We start from the raw sequence: 15476 nt of genomic DNA on the forward strand, positions 1-15476 counted from the left end.
GCGTGGGATCGGTTCCGGTTACCAGTGACGACGGCGATGGCGCCGTCCGGTGGGCCGGGACGTTGGCCAGGGGCGGCCGGCCGGTGCGTGCCGCTGGTGTTGTGGGAGGGGCTGGGCTCGTAGGGTTCTGTGGGGCAGCCTCGGCCGGCCGTTCCCCGGGCCAGGGTCTGGGCGTCGCGGATACTGTGGCCGCGGCGTTCGGTGTACCTTGCGGGAGGCGCTGGCGGCTGGCTCGGTGCGCGGCCGGCGCCAGGTCACCAGGGCGGCTCGGGGTCGGTGCCGGGGTCGCCGGCGATGTTGGCGAGGGCGGCGAGGCGGGCCGTGGCGGACAGCAAGTACTCGGCGGCGTCGTGGAGAAGGGCCCGCATGTCGTGCGCGGCGGTGTCGCCGAGCCCGTCACTTTCGCTGCCCGGTGGGCTGTCGGCCAGGCGCTTGAGCCCACCGTGCAGGGTGTGTGTCAGGTAGGTCAGCGAGGTGGCGACGGCGGCGAGGTCCCCCGATGAGGCGATCGCGGCGGTCCGCGCTGCGCCCAGGCAGTTGGCGAGGTAGCTGGCCAGGGTACCGATGGCCCGGCAGGCATCGCGCGTCTGTTCGGGGCTGAAGGTTGCCTCGTCGGCGAAGGCCCGACCGATCTGCTCGGCCAGGTGCGCCGCGGATAGCGGGGCCGTGTCGGGCGCGTCGTGTGTGATGCGGCCACTGGCCGGCCGCGGTCGGTTGGCGTCGTCGGTGCCGGCGGCCATCTCGCGGACGTGGGCCCAGGCGGCGCCCGAGTGTCGGGCCGACTCGAATGTGAGGTCCGCGGCATCGAACAGCAGGACGCGCAGGCGCCGCGCCGCGTTGATGGAGTCGGGTGAGACCTGCGTCGAGGTGTCGCCGGTGAAGCCTCGGTGGCGGACGTACTCGACGGCGTGGTCCCCGGCTTGTGCCTGCACCTGAGCGAGCAGTTGCGAGGTGCGGTAGACGTGGCCGATCAGGAAGGCGGTGGCGGATGGGTTGACGAGGGCGACCGGGGCGCTGGCGGGTCCGGTCACGATGCGCAGCCAGTGGTGGAGATGTTCGGCCGCGTCGACCGCGCTTGCCATACGGCCGGGGTCGTAGGGGCCGTCGAGGGCGAAGAGTTCGCTCATCGCCGCGAGCCAGGGAGACGCCGCCGGATCGGCCGGCATGGCGTCCTCGATGAACACCACCTCGGCGGGGCGACCGTGCGCGTTACGGCAGATGGGCGTGTCGTCCGCAACGTGCCGCAGGCGCGACTGGCCGGTGGACGCGGCGTTGGTCCATTTCTCGTAGGGCTGGTCGACCACGGGCGTGCGACAGCTGCCGCACATCGTCAGCTGGATCATCAAGGGGTCCTTTCTCAAGTGGGGCAGAGGTCGGCAGACGCGGGTTGTCGCCGACCGCCGTGACGTGGTGAGGCCGTCGCATCTCCTCGGGCGGGTGCGGCAGCCGGGAGACGGGCAGCGTGCGGGGCCCAGGGCGATCTCCGGCCTCGGGCAGATCGCCGTGGGCCCTGGTCGCCGCCGTGGCGGGCCGGCTAGCTAGCCGGCGATGTACGCGGTGCCGCCGTCGGCAGCGATGACCCGGATCAGCCGTTCTGGTGCCACCCGGTGCAGACGGTCGCGCGGCACGGTCCACCCGAATCCGTCTTCCCCGCCCATACGCGCGATGGCGATCACGGGGTCGCCGAATACGTCGGTGACGATGTGTAGGTAGTTGCCGAGTTCGGCGGCCACGTCGTCCGATGTGGTGACGGTGACGATCTGACCGACGGCCAGCTCTGCCTCGTCGGTGTGATCGGAGGTGTTGTCGTGTGTCTTGTCGGATGTCATCGGCTTTCCTTAGTAGAAGGGGGCTCGGGCGTGGCGGTGGAGCTGGCGCTGTGGGAGATGGGTCGATGGGCGTCAGGCCGCAGGGCGGTGTGAATGTCTGACGTTCACCGGCGTTTGCTCGCGGGGATGCCCTCGGGCGTCGCCGTCAGGACTGGTCGCTTGTCCCGGCGAGCGGGGGTTTCGAGGTGGCGGTGGGACGCAAGGTCGCCGTTAGCAGGGCAGTCAGGCCGGCGTAGGTGGCAGGGGCGTCGCCGGGCTCGGGGGTGTCGTCGACGTCAACCTGGGCGTGGTCCTCACCCCGGACCCGATTGACTTGGTAGAGGCGCCGATCGGTGTCGACGGCGTCGAGACGGCGGACCGGACGCGGGTGGTCGACGGTGGGAATGTCCTCGTAGCAGATGGCCCAGGCCAGCAGCGCGGTGTCGGGCTCGGCCACGCGGATCTGCGCGACGACGGTGCGGAACGTGACCTGGTACGGCGAGCGCGTGTCGGGGGTGTCGAGATCGGCGGCTAGGCGGTGCAGCAGGTTAGGAAGGCCGGCAGGGTCGGTGGCCGCATCGTCGCGGTGCAGCGGCAACGCCACGCTGTCCACCACGAGCGTGCTGGCGCCGGTGCGGGGCTGGTGGTGGATGAGCAGCAGCGTCGGGGACTGGTGCCAGCCGTACGCGTGGGTGTCGGTTTCGGCGGTGAGGAGGCAGCCGGTGAGGGCGTGTACGTCGTTGAAGGACAACATCAGGTCTCCGCATCGTTGAGGCTGAACAAGGGGACGGCAAAGGGGCCTCGCAGCCATGGCTGCGAGGCCCCTCGGGTGATATTCGGTCAGCGGGCGTGCCGGTCGCGGCTGCGTCCGCGGGGCGGAGCGAACGGGTCGTACCGGCTCACCCCGCCCTCCTTTTTCGCCGTGTACATCGCATCGTCGGCTTCTTGCAGCAGCTGGCGGGCGCTGGCGCCGCGACGGCCCGTATGGGTGAAGCCGACCGACGCGAGCACGGTGATCTTGCTGTTGACCAGCTGCATCGGTGTGGCGGAGATGATCTGCCACGCGGCGTGGGCGGCGGCCTTGGTGTCCTCGTCGGTGCCCCGTACCAGCAGGGCGAACTCGTCGCCGGAGAGCCGGGCGGCTACGGCCACCGGTGTGGGCAGGGTGGCCAGCCGTCGACCGATCTGGTGGAGCAGGTCGTTGCCGCACTCGTGGCCGAAGGTGTCGTTGACGGCCTTGAAGCGATCGAGGTCGAGCAGTACCACCCCGACCGGCGTGTCGGCGGCGAGCATGGCGTGCAGCCGGGTCAGGAACAGCCACCGGTTCGGCAAGCCGGTGATGTCGTCGTAGTGGGCCTGGTAGCGGTACTCGTGGATCATCCGTTGTTGACGCCAGAGCAGGGGCCCGGACAGGGCGATGCCGACGAGGATCCAGCCGACGTTGCTAGCGATTGCGTGCAGGATGGAAGACAATCGGTGACGCTCCTTGGATGTGAAGGAGCACCGGGGGCGGGCGTGTAACGCGGCGAAACGTGGACGCCCTCCCCCGGGCTACCTGACGGGGTTACTGGTTGGTGGTGGGGGCCAGCTGGTAGGTGGCGGGCTGCTCGACGGGTCTGCACGGCCAGGCTTGTCCGCGGCGAGCGTGGTGGCCGTGTTGACGACCGCTCCGGCGCTGGCCTTCTTCGCCCGGCTCCGGTGCCGTCATCGCCCCAGCTACCGCACTGCTGCCCATGTCGAGACGTGGCGTTCCTCTATGTGGTCCCGAGGCCGATGCGGTTGCCGATGGCGGGCCCCTGCTGTACGGCGGCGATCGCGGCGGGGAGGTGCCGGCGTTGCCAGCCGCGCAGCGCCGCGCCCAGGTCGGCGTCGTACTTGTGGTGCTGAGTGAGGGCGGCGGTGAGGCCGGCGGCCTGCTCGATGCCGTTGTTGGCGCCTCGGGCTGTGTGCGGGCGGACCGGGGCGAGGGCGTCGCCGAGCAGGACGGCGTGGCCGTCGCCGACCGGCCACACCATGCGGGTGGGCGGTTCGATGTCGAGCACGGGCACGGCCATCCGGTTCTCGGTGGCCCGCACGATGGCCGCGTGATCGCCCGGGAGGAGCTCAGCGGCGCGGCTGTCGACGTGGGCGCGGGCAGCTGGGCTGACATGCTGCGGCAGGGCGAACAGCCGCCGGCGCGGACTGGCGCCGAAGTGCTGGCGGTACTCCTGCGCGGTGCAGCCGAGGTAGAACGTCCAGTCGCAGCCGCCGGGCACCGGCGCGACGTTGAACTGGGCTCCGGGACACGGGTCAAGGCGGAGGAAGTCCCGCAGGTCGGGCTGCGGCACGCCGGTGGTGATACCGCGGTGGGCGACGTAGCCGGCGTAGCGCAGCGCCCGATCGGGATCCAGCAGGTGGCGGCCGGTGGAGGAGCGCCCGTCGGCGAACACGACCAGGTCGGCCGAGGTGCTGCCGGCGTCGGAGAACCAGAGGGTGGGTCGGCCCGTGTGCGCGCTCAGGCCGGTGACACGCATTCCGGTGCGGAGGACACCCGCCGGGACGCGGGCAGTCAGCGCCCGGTGCAGCAGAGTCCAGGTGGTGTTGCGGCCGGGGTATGTGCGGCGCACGGTGTGGGCAGGCTGGCGGTCGCGGATAGCGATCTGCAGGATCGTCTCCGAGTCGTGGGTGACGAACTCGTGCTGGTCGATGCCGAGCCGGTCGAGCACGTCGAGCGCCGCGTGTTCCAGGGCGATGAGGCCGCCGCCCAGTGGCGTCGACGTGGGCGTGGCCTCGTAGACGGTGACGTCGAAGCCGGCCTGCAGCAACAGCAGGGCGGCGACGGGACCGGTGAGGCTGCCGCCGACTACGGCGACGGCCAGCGGTCTGGGCCGGGGGCCGGCGACGGCGGGGGTGAAGGTCGCGTGCATGGGGTTTCCCTTCTGCGAGAACGATGGGGAATCCCGGGCGCGGCCTGTCGGCCGTGCCCGGGGTGCGCGGATACGCGGTGGCCGGGCAACGGCCAGGTCGTGCGAGTGCGGTCGGGTGGCGGCGTCACGCTGGCGGGGTCAGATGGCCGCCGCAGCGGGTGTGCAGGGGTCAGGCGCGAAGGCCCGAGGAGGATGCGGGCGGCGCCTGCCGGCGCGAGGAGTGCTCAGCTCGGCGTCGTCGCGGCTGGCGGCGACTGGCGTTGGCGCTTCGGGTAGGAAGAGGTATAGGGCGGCGCTTGCGCGGCCGGGGCGCTCGGCGATGCCCCGGCCCGGGGCGCCCGGCGCCCCAGCGAGGTGCGGGGGCGACGGCGGGCGACGGCCACTCGCAGGTCGCCGTCGGGCTGGACGTCGATGGTGAGCATGTCGAAGCCGGCGGTGTGACCGGCGCGAAGCAGGTCGACGAGCCCGCCGCCATGGCGCTCACGCGTCAGCGGCACGCGCGCCTGTACCGGACGGTGCCGACGCAGGGGTCCGCCGAGCCACTGCGTCCAGGTGATGCCGTGCACGTAGCGGCGACGGCGAGTTCTGCGGAACGGTTCCGCGTTGATGTCGAGTGCTGCGGTCAGGCTCGGGTGGAAGTTCCCGTCGATGTACAGGCGGTCGGTGTCCTTTTCCCGCATCAGATGCAGCGCGGGCGGCACGTCGGCGGCGACGGTGCTGTCGACGTCGACCCGGCAGCGCGCGGTGGCTGCCAGTGTGGCCAGGCGTTGCACTGTCTGCAGGTGAAACCAGAGTCGTGCGGGCATGAGGATTCCTCTCGTGGGCAGGGAGGGGGTGGAGCCGGCCGGGCAGCAGCTGATCCCCTGGGTGCAGGGACGGCGGGTGCCCGACCGGTTCCGGCTGACGGGTGTGCGGTCAGCGGTGATGCGGGTTGCCGCGATGCGGACGTGCGAGCATGCGGACGCCGATGATCGAGCCGTCCAGGTCTCGGACGGTCCGGTGGCAGACCAGCAGGTCGTCGCGGTCGTCGGCGGCCAGGCCGACGACCAGGGACACCAGGTAGTAGGTGTCCGCAGCTGGCGGCGGTAGCGGTGGACCGCTGTGGTCGGCCGCGCCGAAGGCGACTCGCTCGACGGGAACACCGATGTCGAGGTCGTCAGGTCCCACGACGTGCTGTCCCAACCTCGCCGGTTCGTGCTGCGGGGATGATGCGATAACGCGCAGCGGTGCGACGCTGTCCGGAGCGATGTAATCCGGAGTGTCTGGCGGGTAGATTCGGACAGGGTGCGGCGTCAGGTTGACGACCTGCAGCATCGGGTTCCTCCGATCATCGCGGGGTTGACGGTGTTGACGGGCTCCGCCCGAGGGCGGGACCGGTCGGGTCGCGGCGAGGCACCCCTTCGGGTACAGGGGTTCGCGCTGCGGCCCGACCGGCCTGCGGTCAGTTCTGGTGCAGGGTGACGGCGAGCAGCCGCTGAGACCCGTCGAGCGACTCCAGGTAGCGTCGCGTCCGCTCGAGGTAGGTGATCCGGTCAGCGAAGTGCGCGCTGGCCGATTCCAGCCGCCTGCCGTCCGCGGTGAGGAAGGCATCCGTGCACACGGCCCACAGGGCGTGGTAGCTGGCGTAGGCGCTAGGGCCTGACTGGAAGATCTCCAGGTCACCGACATCGAACCTCGGGCCGTACGTGGCCGCGTTGTGCATGCGCATGGCCTTCACCCGCGGCTGCCGGTGAAACTCATGGGTCGCGGTGTCCATCGGGTAACCCGACGGGTCGTTCAGGTGCTTCTGCAAAAAGACCGGCCACGGGGTGGCGTGCGGCGTTCCGGCCACGACGCCGGACCACTGTGCGTGGCGCAGGCTCGCGCCGACGTAGGCGCCGTGACGCATGCCGTCCAGGTCGAGCAGGCGGATGGGCCCGCCGGCGCAGTGCCGGGGCCCGGCCGTCTTGGCGCGTAGGTCGATGAGCTGCCGGCGCTGCCACAGGCGCAGGGCCGGAGAGGCCCAGTACCGGGGGCAGCTGGTGCCCGAGACGCCGAAGTGACGTTCGAGCTGCCGGGTGCTGGTCAGCACCTGGTGCAGGTCATCAGGAACGCAGACGATCATGGTGCCAGCGTTCGCGCGCGGAAGGATCGTCGCGACCGGGACAGCCGTAGCTGCCGGGGTCGGCGAAGCGGTCTTCGCCGCGGCGGCCTTGGCCGGGGTGGCCTTGGCGGCCTTGGTTGGGGTGGCCTTGGCGGCTTTGGCCGGGGTGGCCTTGGTGGCGTTGCGGGCCGGGTTGTTGGGCATGGGGGTGCCTCCTCTGAGGTCGGGGCGTGCGATGTGCGGGCACGCGGAGGTGGCCGAGCCACTGGGTTCGTGGTTCGGCCGCGGGGGATGTGGGTTGGTGCGTGGTGGCAGATGCGACCGTCGGGGCTCGTCGCGCGGCGTGTGGGCCGACCGGCCGGTGAGGGCGGGTGGGCGTCAGATGCCGGGATGCGGCGAGGTGGTCCGAGGTGGGACCTGCGGGGTGGAGATATATGTGGGTTGTTGTGGTGCCGTGAACGGTAGCGGCCTGATCTGTCAGCGCCGGACGGGCCGACGTGCGCGCAGGAGCCGCTGACCTGCGCTGTCAGAGGCACGGGATCTGACAAGGACGTCGGGTGATGCCCTTGTCAGATCCCCTTCACCTGACAGCGATTCTGTGTGACGTGACAGCTGCGGTGTGTAGCCGCCTGTGGGGCGCCGTGCCCGTACCGTCGACGCCGCGCCGGTGGCGGTGTGGGTTCTCCGGCCGGGTGGCGCGGGCACGCCGGTCCACGTCTGCGGGCCGGCCTGCAGACGTGGGAGGATCATCGGCCGACGCCAGCGGCTCTGGTGGGAGCGGCGGGCCCGCCCACAGTGGTGTTGACCCCTCGGGGTGAGTGGCTGTGAGCGGGCCGGCGGGTCAGTGAAGCCCGCCTACGCGTCGTCGGGTTGGATGAATCGGCTGGAGTTGGTGGCCGTGTAGGGGCCGTGGTCGCTGGGCAGCTCGTGCAGGTGACGAGGGCGGCCGGGGTCGCTGGCCAGGGTCCATACCGGGCCTGCCGGGTCGGTGCCGTGTACGCCGGTGGCCACTGGCATGGCGGTGTCCACACCGGCGAGGGCGTCGAGCAGGTGGCGTTCGCGTCCTCGGCCGGGCACCCACAGCAGGAGCGGGTAGGTCGGTCCGAACTCGGTCACCCGCTCGTAGCCGCGGAGTTTGCGCAGCACGGTGCCGAGGGGCTCGGTGTTGCGGTCGTGTTCCAGGAAGAACCCGACCGTGGTGTCGCCGACGGTCCAGACTCCGTGGCCGTCGGGTTGGACGCCGGCGGCGCCGTAGGCGTCGGTGGCGTGCTGTTCGGACCACCAGCGCCGAAGCCGCGCCTGCGGGTTGGTGCGGGCGTGGGCGAGCAGGTCGCAGAAGAAGTCGTTCACGCCGAGCAGGTGCTGCAGCTTCCTGCTACCGACGATGCGGTTGCCGCGTTCGCGACTGCTGCGCGCCGGTGTGGCCGTCGGATTGTCGGGATCGTGGTAGGCGTCGCGGTTGATCGTGAAGCCTTTCGGCCCGAGGGCGTACAGGTACTGCGACGACTCGGCGGACTCATCGTCGACGAAACGGTCGAGGACCTCCAGGCGGTGTAGCCGGGTCAGCCGCAGGCGGGCGCTGCGGCCGGAGGGGAACAGCGCCTTGGTGACCTGGCCGGTGGACAGCAGATAGTGCTCCGCGAGCCAGGACAGCAGACGCCGGTCACGACGCGTCAGGTAGCGGGTGAAATGGAAGGGGTCGGACTTGGCGGTACGAGGCGGTAGAGGACGCCGGGACATGGGATCTCCTGGGGAGAACGATGCCCTCCATTCGGAGGGTGTCTGAGTGGGGTTCGACCACAGTGGCCGTCTGACACGCCGCTGTGCGGCGGGAACAGCCCGGCATCGCTGATCTGTCAGCGGATGCAGGTGATCGGGGTGGAAGGGGTGGTGGATCTCCCAGCGGATCGGGCTACGGAAGCCGACGACTCGCTGCTGACAGATTCCTCAGGGCTGCTTGGTGTCGTTCCTGCGGCGGCGGTCGTCGGGCTTCTGGCTGTACTGCTTGACCAGGGCATCGACCGCCGAGGCATTCTGGGCGGGTACCGCTTCGGATACCCGCTGTCGGATCGCGGTGGCCTCGCCGATCACCGGCCGTGGCCGGCGGGTCCGCATGGTGAACGCGGGTGCCTGCCGGCCATCGACGAGCAGGCGGGCGACCGCGGTGTAGACGTCGAGGTGGGTCAGGTCGTGTTCGTCGAGTTCGGGCAGGGTGTGGCGGGCCAGGACGCGGGCGTCCTCCGGCGCCACCGAGAAGAAGATCTTGTTGCGGGCGTTGGCGGAGATCGCGGCGAGCAACTCGCGAGGGAACTGTGCGAGATCCTGGTGGGCCAGGGTCATCGCGAGGCGGTACTTGCGGGCCTCGGCGAGCATCGTGTCCAGGCTGGCCGCGAGGGTGAGGAAGTTCTGCGCCTCGTCGAGATAGATGGAGCAGTCCTTGCGGCGCTCGGCCGGCACGCTGGCGCGGGCGGTGGCCGCCTGCCAGACCCGGGCTAGGATCAGCGAGCCGAGCAGCCGGCTGGTGTCCTCGCCCAGTTCGCCCTTGGGGATGCGCACCAGCAGGACCCCGCCGTCGAGGATCTTGCCCATGTCGAAGCTCGACTTGGGGAAGCGCATCGTGCGGCGCACGAAATCCCGCAACAGGAACGCCCGGAGCCGGGCGAGCACGGGGCCGATGATCTGCGAGCGCAGCGCCGGGGACAGCTCGTCGAACCACTGCCAAAAGCCGTGCAGCCCGTCCGGGTCGTCGAGGTCGACGGTCATCGCCGACCGGAACTGGGCGCTGTTGAGCAGCGGCGGAATGTGTTGCAGGGTGACGTTGGCGTGCCGCAGCAGGGTCAGGCAGGACACCCGCATGACGTCGTCCATCCGCGGCCCCCACGCCTTGGAGAAGATGCTCCCGAAGATCGAGACGAGGTTGTCGACAACCAGGTCGGGGTCGTCGCCCTCGAGGGGGTTCAGCGCCGGCGGGTTCGGCTGGGCGGGGTCGAACAGCACGACCCGGTCGGCCACGCTGGCGGGCAGCCGGTCGAGCACGTCGAGGACGAGGTCGCCGTGCGGGTCGAGCACGATGGTGCCGCGTCCGGCGGTGATGTCGTCGATGATCAGATTGGCAAGCAGGGTGGTCTTGCCGGAGCCCGTCTGGCCGACCATGTGGGTGTGGTAGCGGGCGTCGGGCACGGACAGGGCGACCGCATGGCCGCCGACTTCGGCCTCGCCGAGGACCTTGCGGTTGCGCCCCCCGCTGGGCACGGCGACGGGGACCGGCATCGACTTGGCGCGGGCGCGGTCAAGGCCGGGTACCGCGAGATCGCGGGGCAGCGCGGCCATCGCGGCGAGTTCCGGTGCGCTGGTGAGGAACCCGGCGCCGAGACGACGGGCGGCGAGCACGGCGACGGGGCGGGGCATGCGGGAGCGGTGGGCGAGCCGGTTACGGCCGGCGTAGACGGCGAACGATGAGGCGATCGCGTCGGCGACGCCGCGCAGCCGGTGGCGGGGGCGGGTGCCGTCGCGGTGGACGTGGCCGGCCACGGCGTAGCGCACACCCGTCTCCCACAGCTGGTGGGCGGTCTTGTCGAGGATCGCGCGCACGTCACGGTCGAGCGTCGGGTCGCGGCGTGCGGCGGGCACGCCGGTGTGCCCGCGGGTGGGACCGGGCAGAAGGAGGTCGAGCAGCGCGGCGACCGGCGCGGCGGGGTTGATCGACGGGGCGGCGGCCTTGCCCTGCCGTAGCCGCCCGGCGGCGCGCCGTGCCCGCCCGGCGCGGCGGGGTGCGGCCGGCCGGGCGAGGATCTGCACGCAGGCGTACTCGCGGTCGTGTAGTTGGGCTCCGGCGGCCATCAGGGCACGCAGCGGATCGGCGTCGTGGTCGCTTTGCAGGGGAAGCCACTCGGGGGCCACGGGCAGCAGGTGACCGCCCACCGCCGCCAGGTCGGCGGGTACGGGGTCGCGGGCGGGTTCGGTAGTGGTGGCGGCGCCGGGCCAGGCCGCGCGGACGGCGGCTTCGACGGCGCCCTGCGGCACGGTGCCGGGTACCCACAGGGAGATGAGGAGGTGCCGGCCGGTCCAGGTGTACTGCCAGGTGACGTGCGGGGTGCCGAAGATCAGCCGGCGGTGGCGCGAGGGGGTGAGGATGCCGGCGAGGTTCGCCCACAGGGCGGCGGCGCTGGACTCGTCGACCAGCGGCGGCGGTGCGATGGTGACCAGGCGGGCACCGGCGGTGTGGTGGCGGTGGCGCCAGGCGGCGACGACGGTGCGGGCGGCTATCCAGGCCAGGAGCAGGCAGGCGGCGACACCGAGGAGCCAGGGTCGTTGCAGGGTCCAGTCCGCGGCGTCCAGAACCCAGCGGGTTACCGGTGGCTCCACGATGCTGGTGTCCGGGTCGACGGGGTCGGTCTCGGGCGGCGAGGCCACCGGAAGAAGCGGGATCATCACAGGGTGTCCTTTGTTGGGCGGACACGACGACGGCGGTGGTGCCGCGCCCGGTTTCGGGTGCGGCACCACCGCCGTGGCCGTGCTGGCGGAATGTGGTGCTACGTGTCGATGTCGGTGATCAGGTCGGCGGGATCGGTGGTCGCCGCGGCGTGTTCGGTGTCGCTGGAGATAGCCTCGAACGCGGTGCGGTTGGTGCCGCTGATCAGCAGGCCCTGTCCGGGGCGGGCGGCGAGCAGCAGGCGCCGTTCCCCGCCGGTGAGTCCGAAGGCGTCGCCGACGGTGTCGATGGCCTGCGGTGCCTGCCGGAACAGGACTTGTGTGGCGGCGTTGGCGACCACGGCCTGACCGAGGTCGGTGCCGAGGAGCTCGGCGATGTCCTGGGTGGACACGGTCAGTCCGGTGTTTCGTTTCCGGGCCGCTTTCGACATGCGGAACAGGAACTTGGCGCCCTCGCCGTCGCGCATGAGCTGCCACGCCTCGTCGACGACGACGAGTCGGCGCGGTGGCGGTCCGCTGGCGGGCGGGGTGTCGACCTGCCGCCAGATGGAGTCGAGGGCGAGCAGGATGCCGACGGTGCGGAGCTCGTCGGGAAGGTGCCGCAGTGACCACACGATCAGGTGCCCGTCGGGTCGGGAGGTGGTGGGCCCGTCGAACAGGTCTTTGAACGATCCGGCGACCCAGGGTGAGAGGCGGGCGGCGAGCTGCGTGGCGGCCGGGTCGCGGTCGGCGGCGAGGATGGCGGTGAGGTCGCGCAGCAGTGGGGCGGGCCGTCGGTGGGTGCGCGGGTCGGCGGTGATCCCGGCGTCGCGGTAGACGGCGAGGATGGCCCGGTCCAGGGCCGCCCGCTCGGCCGGGGGTGGCAGCTGGCCGACCAGGACGCAGATGAGGGTATGCAGGAACAGGCCGCGGCGGGTGAGCACGTCGGGGCGGCTGTCATCGGCCGGCAGTTCGAGAGGGTTGACCTTCACACCGGCCGTGCCGAGCTGCACCACGGTGCCGCCGACTGCGTTGGCGAGGCGCAGGTACTCGTCCTCCGGGTCAACGATGGCCACCCGGACGCCGGTGTAGAGCTGGCGTAGCGTTTCCAGCTTCACGAAGAAGCTTTTCCCTGCGCCGCTGCGGGCCAGCACGACTTGGTTGTAGTTGTCCTGGGCGAAGCGGTCCCACCACACCACTCCGGTGCCGGAGGGGTTGATGCCGTAGAGGACCCCGCCGCTGGCCGCCGGCTCGCCGGGCAGCGGCGCCGGTAGATCGGGGCTGGCGAGCGGGAACGCGGCGGCCAGCGCCTGGGTGTCCATGGTGCGCAGCATCCGCAGTCCGTCGGTGGCCAGCGGCAGGGTGGTGGTCCAGCCGGCGAGCTGCCGCCAGGTCGCCGGCTGCACCTCGAGCAGGGTGGACGCGGCGGCGGCCTTGACCCGGTCACAGGCCTGCAGCAGTTCCTCCTCCGACCGCGCGTGCACGGTCACGTAGAGGCCGACGCGGAACAGCTTGGCCGCGCCGCGGGCGACGCGGTCGGCCAGGTCCGCCGCGTCGTGGGCGGCCGCGGCGGTGTAGGGGTCGGTGAGCTTGCCTCGCTCGGCGTCGGCGCGGCGGCTGGATTCCAGCCGGGCCCGCTGGGTGCGCAGCCGGGAGGCGGCGATCGGGGCGGGCAGCGGGTCGATGTGCACCGTGACGTCGACCCGGCCGGGATAGGACAGCAGCGGCTCCAGCCAGGCCCGCCCGACCTCGGCGGGATAGCCGGTGACCACCAGGGTCGCGGTGTAGCCGTCGCCCACCCGCAGCCAGCGGGGCGTCACCTCCACGGAGGCCGGTGCGACGCTGGCCGCGAGCCCCGCCGCCGAGCGGCGAGACGCGGGCGATTCGCCGCGGCGCGGTGTTCTGGTACGCCAGTTCTTCATCATCACGTCTCCTTCCTGGTGGCGGTGCCCGCCGGGACGGTGATCACGGTGTCCGGGGCGGCCAGACCGCCGGGCCGCGCGGGTCGGTACGGATCGGCGGCGGCGACCAGCGCCGCGGTGACGGCCGCGCCGTCCAACGCGCGGGCGGTGACCCCGAGACCGGACAACGCCCGGGCGGCGTCGTCGGCGCGCCGACGCGCGGCGTGGCCGCCCTGCTCACCAGGGGCAGCGCGGGTGACCACGAGGACCTGCCGCCGCAACGGGTCGCGGCGGGCCGCCAGGTCGGCCAGGAACGCCGCGTGGTCGGCGCAGGCCGCCTCCAGGGCGGGATGCGGCTGCGTGCGGGCGGCCTCGGCGACCGCCCGGGCGTGGGAGTCGAGGTCGACCGGTTGAGCGGACACCACGACCTGCGTCGGGGTGGACAGCGAGTTCAACCATCGGCCGTACCCCTCGATCAGGGCCGCCTGCTCGCCGGCGGTGCGCAGGCCCAGGTTGATGCTCGTCGCCGCGACGACCGCCGCCCGCCCGCCGCCCAGGGTGATCTCGCCGTCGTCGGCGATCGCGTCGGCGGGCAGCCTCAGCGGAGCCGGCAGCGGCACACGTGCCTTCGGCTGGTCGATCCAGTCGGGCACACCGCCGCCGGTCTCGTCGGAGTTCGACAGCGCCTTCGGTGCGCGGGTGTGGCGGATGGCGTGCAGCAGCCACACGTCCATCGGCAGCCCGTCGCGGCGTGCGACCACGAGGCCGAACACGACACCGCCGACGATCACGCCGGCGAAGACGATGGCCTGCGGCGGCAGCACGGTGTGCAGCACGTTCCACGCGCCGTAGAACAGCACGGCGGCCACGGCCAGGATCGCCAGTTGCCGCCAGGTCAGCCCGTAGGCGACCTTGTCGGGCGCGTCGACGTCGGCGGGCATCCGCGCCCGGTCGATGCTGTCGGCGACGTCATTGGTGATCATGAGACAGTCCTTCCTACGGTGCGCAGTCCGGGCACGGCGCGGGAGACCTGATTGACCACGGCAACCCGGACGACCGTGCCGAGGATGGTGTTGCCGCCGCTCTGGCCGACCCAGCGGCCGACGAGGCCGGGGATCTTGACAGTCGTCCACAGCACGACGATCACGACGAGCAGGTTCGCCACGCCGGCCGGATCGCCGTCGATGCCAAGGACGGGCAGCATGTGGGCGGGATCGAGCAGCATCCACTGCCCGAGCGTCAGCGTGAACGCCTGCCCGGCGGGTATGGCCAGACAGCCCAGGTAGGCCCGCCACCACAAGCGGGCGATGCCGTCCAGCGCCGGTATGGCGTGGCAGGCCAACGGCAGCGGTGCGATCGCTGTCATCACGATCAGGGCGACGAACCGGCCGATGAACTGCACCGCCGTCGTCGCGACCAGCACCGTGATGACCAGGATGAGGAAGAGGAACAGCAGCGGCGCGAGTGGATCGCGGCCGGCTTCGACATGGCGGCGAATGGCGGCGAACGCGGTGTTCTCGTCGTAGCGGTCCGCGCTGACCGCGCCCGCCACCGCGTTGGACAGGCTGACCAACTCCCGGCAGAACAGGGCCGAGAAGTGCGCGGCGACGAAGCCGACCACCAGACGCGGCACGAGATCCTTGACCGCGTACCGGCTGCGTTCGTCGCCGCCGGAGACCATCACCATGATCCCCGCGGCGACGAACATCATCACGAAGACGGTGTCGACGATCCAGACCGACCGTTCGGTCATCGCCCGCACCTGCGGCAGCCCGGTGACCTGCGGCGTGGTGAGCAGCACGTCCGTGATCAGCCCGAACACCGCGTCGAGGCAGGCCAGGACCGCCCTGATCAGCCATTCGAGAGCCCTGTCGAGCCAGTACGCTGTGACCGTGTTCATGGGACTCACTGGCCGACGATGTTGCGGACGATGGTCATCAGGATCGGCGCGAGGACGGCTAGGCCGTATCCGATCATCGCGTTGCGCAGAGCGCCCTTGGCCTTGTCGACCTGTCCGGGGTCCCCGCCCGCGGTCGTCCAATAGACCCCGGCGATGACCAGGAACAGCGTGGCGATCCCGAACAGCAGGAACATGATCTGCGACCGGATGTTCTCGATGACCCGGGGCAGACTGTTCGCCGCCAGGAAGACAGCGTCGGACGGCGCGGCGTATGCGGCGGCGGGTGGGGCGAGGATCAACACCGCCGCCGCCAGGGCGGCGAGAGCGTGAACGACGGGGCGCCACCCCGGGCGCTTGCCGGGCGTGATAGCGCGGATCTGGAGCATGGCGGGTCACCTCCCGCCCGGCCCTGGGCGCCAGCGGCGCGAAGGGCGGGCGAATGTCGGCGGGCGGGGAACCCGCCGCCGG

14 protein-coding genes are annotated in these 15476 nt (G+C 71.7%); all 14 read right to left on the reverse strand.

Annotated features, from left to right (window positions below; genetic code table 11):
- Positions 1-254 precede the first annotated feature (254 nt).
- Positions 255-1343 carry a hypothetical protein gene (locus tag O7615_RS14365; protein ID WP_278178036.1) on the reverse strand — a complete coding sequence of 363 codons (1089 nt, stop codon included), beginning with the start codon at positions 1341-1343 and terminating at the stop codon, positions 255-257.
- Positions 1344-1538: 195 nt separating this feature from the next.
- On the reverse strand, positions 1539-1829 hold the full coding sequence (locus O7615_RS14370) for a hypothetical protein (RefSeq protein ID WP_278178037.1): 291 nt from the start codon (positions 1827-1829) through the stop codon (positions 1539-1541).
- Positions 1830-1974: 145 nt separating this feature from the next.
- Positions 1975-2562 (reverse strand): hypothetical protein, encoded by a 588-nt coding sequence (locus tag O7615_RS14375; RefSeq protein ID WP_278178038.1) that lies wholly within the window; start codon positions 2560-2562, stop codon positions 1975-1977.
- 86 nt (positions 2563-2648) lie between these two features.
- On the reverse strand, positions 2649-3281 hold the full coding sequence (locus O7615_RS14380) for a GGDEF domain-containing protein (protein WP_278178040.1): 633 nt from the start codon (positions 3279-3281) through the stop codon (positions 2649-2651).
- A gap of 281 nt (positions 3282-3562) precedes the next feature.
- Complete coding sequence (locus tag O7615_RS14385) at positions 3563-4714, reverse strand: FAD-dependent monooxygenase (RefSeq protein ID WP_278178041.1); 1152 nt, start codon at positions 4712-4714, stop codon at positions 3563-3565.
- Positions 4715-4938: 224 nt separating this feature from the next.
- On the reverse strand, positions 4939-5520 hold the full coding sequence (locus tag O7615_RS14390) for a hypothetical protein (protein WP_278178043.1): 582 nt from the start codon (positions 5518-5520) through the stop codon (positions 4939-4941).
- Positions 5521-5629: 109 nt separating this feature from the next.
- Positions 5630-5881, reverse strand: a complete 252-nt coding sequence (locus tag O7615_RS14395) for a hypothetical protein (RefSeq protein ID WP_278178045.1) — start codon at positions 5879-5881, stop codon at positions 5630-5632.
- Between the two features lie 274 nt (positions 5882-6155).
- Positions 6156-7001, reverse strand: a complete 846-nt coding sequence (locus O7615_RS14400; RefSeq protein ID WP_278178046.1) for a hypothetical protein — start codon at positions 6999-7001, stop codon at positions 6156-6158.
- 651 nt (positions 7002-7652) lie between these two features.
- Positions 7653-8537 (reverse strand): replication-relaxation family protein, encoded by an 885-nt coding sequence (locus tag O7615_RS14405; RefSeq protein ID WP_278178048.1) that lies wholly within the window; start codon positions 8535-8537, stop codon positions 7653-7655.
- Between the two features lie 207 nt (positions 8538-8744).
- Positions 8745-11228 (reverse strand): DUF87 domain-containing protein, encoded by a 2484-nt coding sequence (locus tag O7615_RS14410; RefSeq protein ID WP_278178050.1) that lies wholly within the window; start codon positions 11226-11228, stop codon positions 8745-8747.
- Positions 11229-11329: 101 nt separating this feature from the next.
- Positions 11330-13132 carry a conjugal transfer protein TraC gene (locus O7615_RS14415; RefSeq protein WP_278178052.1) on the reverse strand — a complete coding sequence of 601 codons (1803 nt, stop codon included), beginning with the start codon at positions 13130-13132 and terminating at the stop codon, positions 11330-11332.
- Entirely contained in the window at positions 13132-14091 is a 960-nt protein-coding gene (locus O7615_RS14420) for a PrgI family protein (protein WP_278178054.1), read from the reverse strand. Before O7615_RS14420 ends, O7615_RS14415 begins: the two co-directional genes overlap by 1 nt.
- Entirely contained in the window at positions 14088-15008 is a 921-nt protein-coding gene (locus O7615_RS14425) for a hypothetical protein (RefSeq protein ID WP_278178056.1), read from the reverse strand. Before O7615_RS14425 ends, O7615_RS14420 begins: the two co-directional genes overlap by 4 nt.
- A gap of 5 nt (positions 15009-15013) precedes the next feature.
- The gene (locus O7615_RS14430) at positions 15014-15394 is read right to left on the reverse strand and encodes a pilin (RefSeq protein WP_278178058.1); all 381 of its coding nucleotides are present in this window, start codon (positions 15392-15394) and stop codon (positions 15014-15016) included.
- Between the last annotated feature and the right edge of the window lie 82 nt (positions 15395-15476).

This window comes from Micromonospora sp. WMMD1082, assembly GCF_029626175.1.
Lineage (GTDB): Bacteria > Actinomycetota > Actinomycetes > Mycobacteriales > Micromonosporaceae > Micromonospora.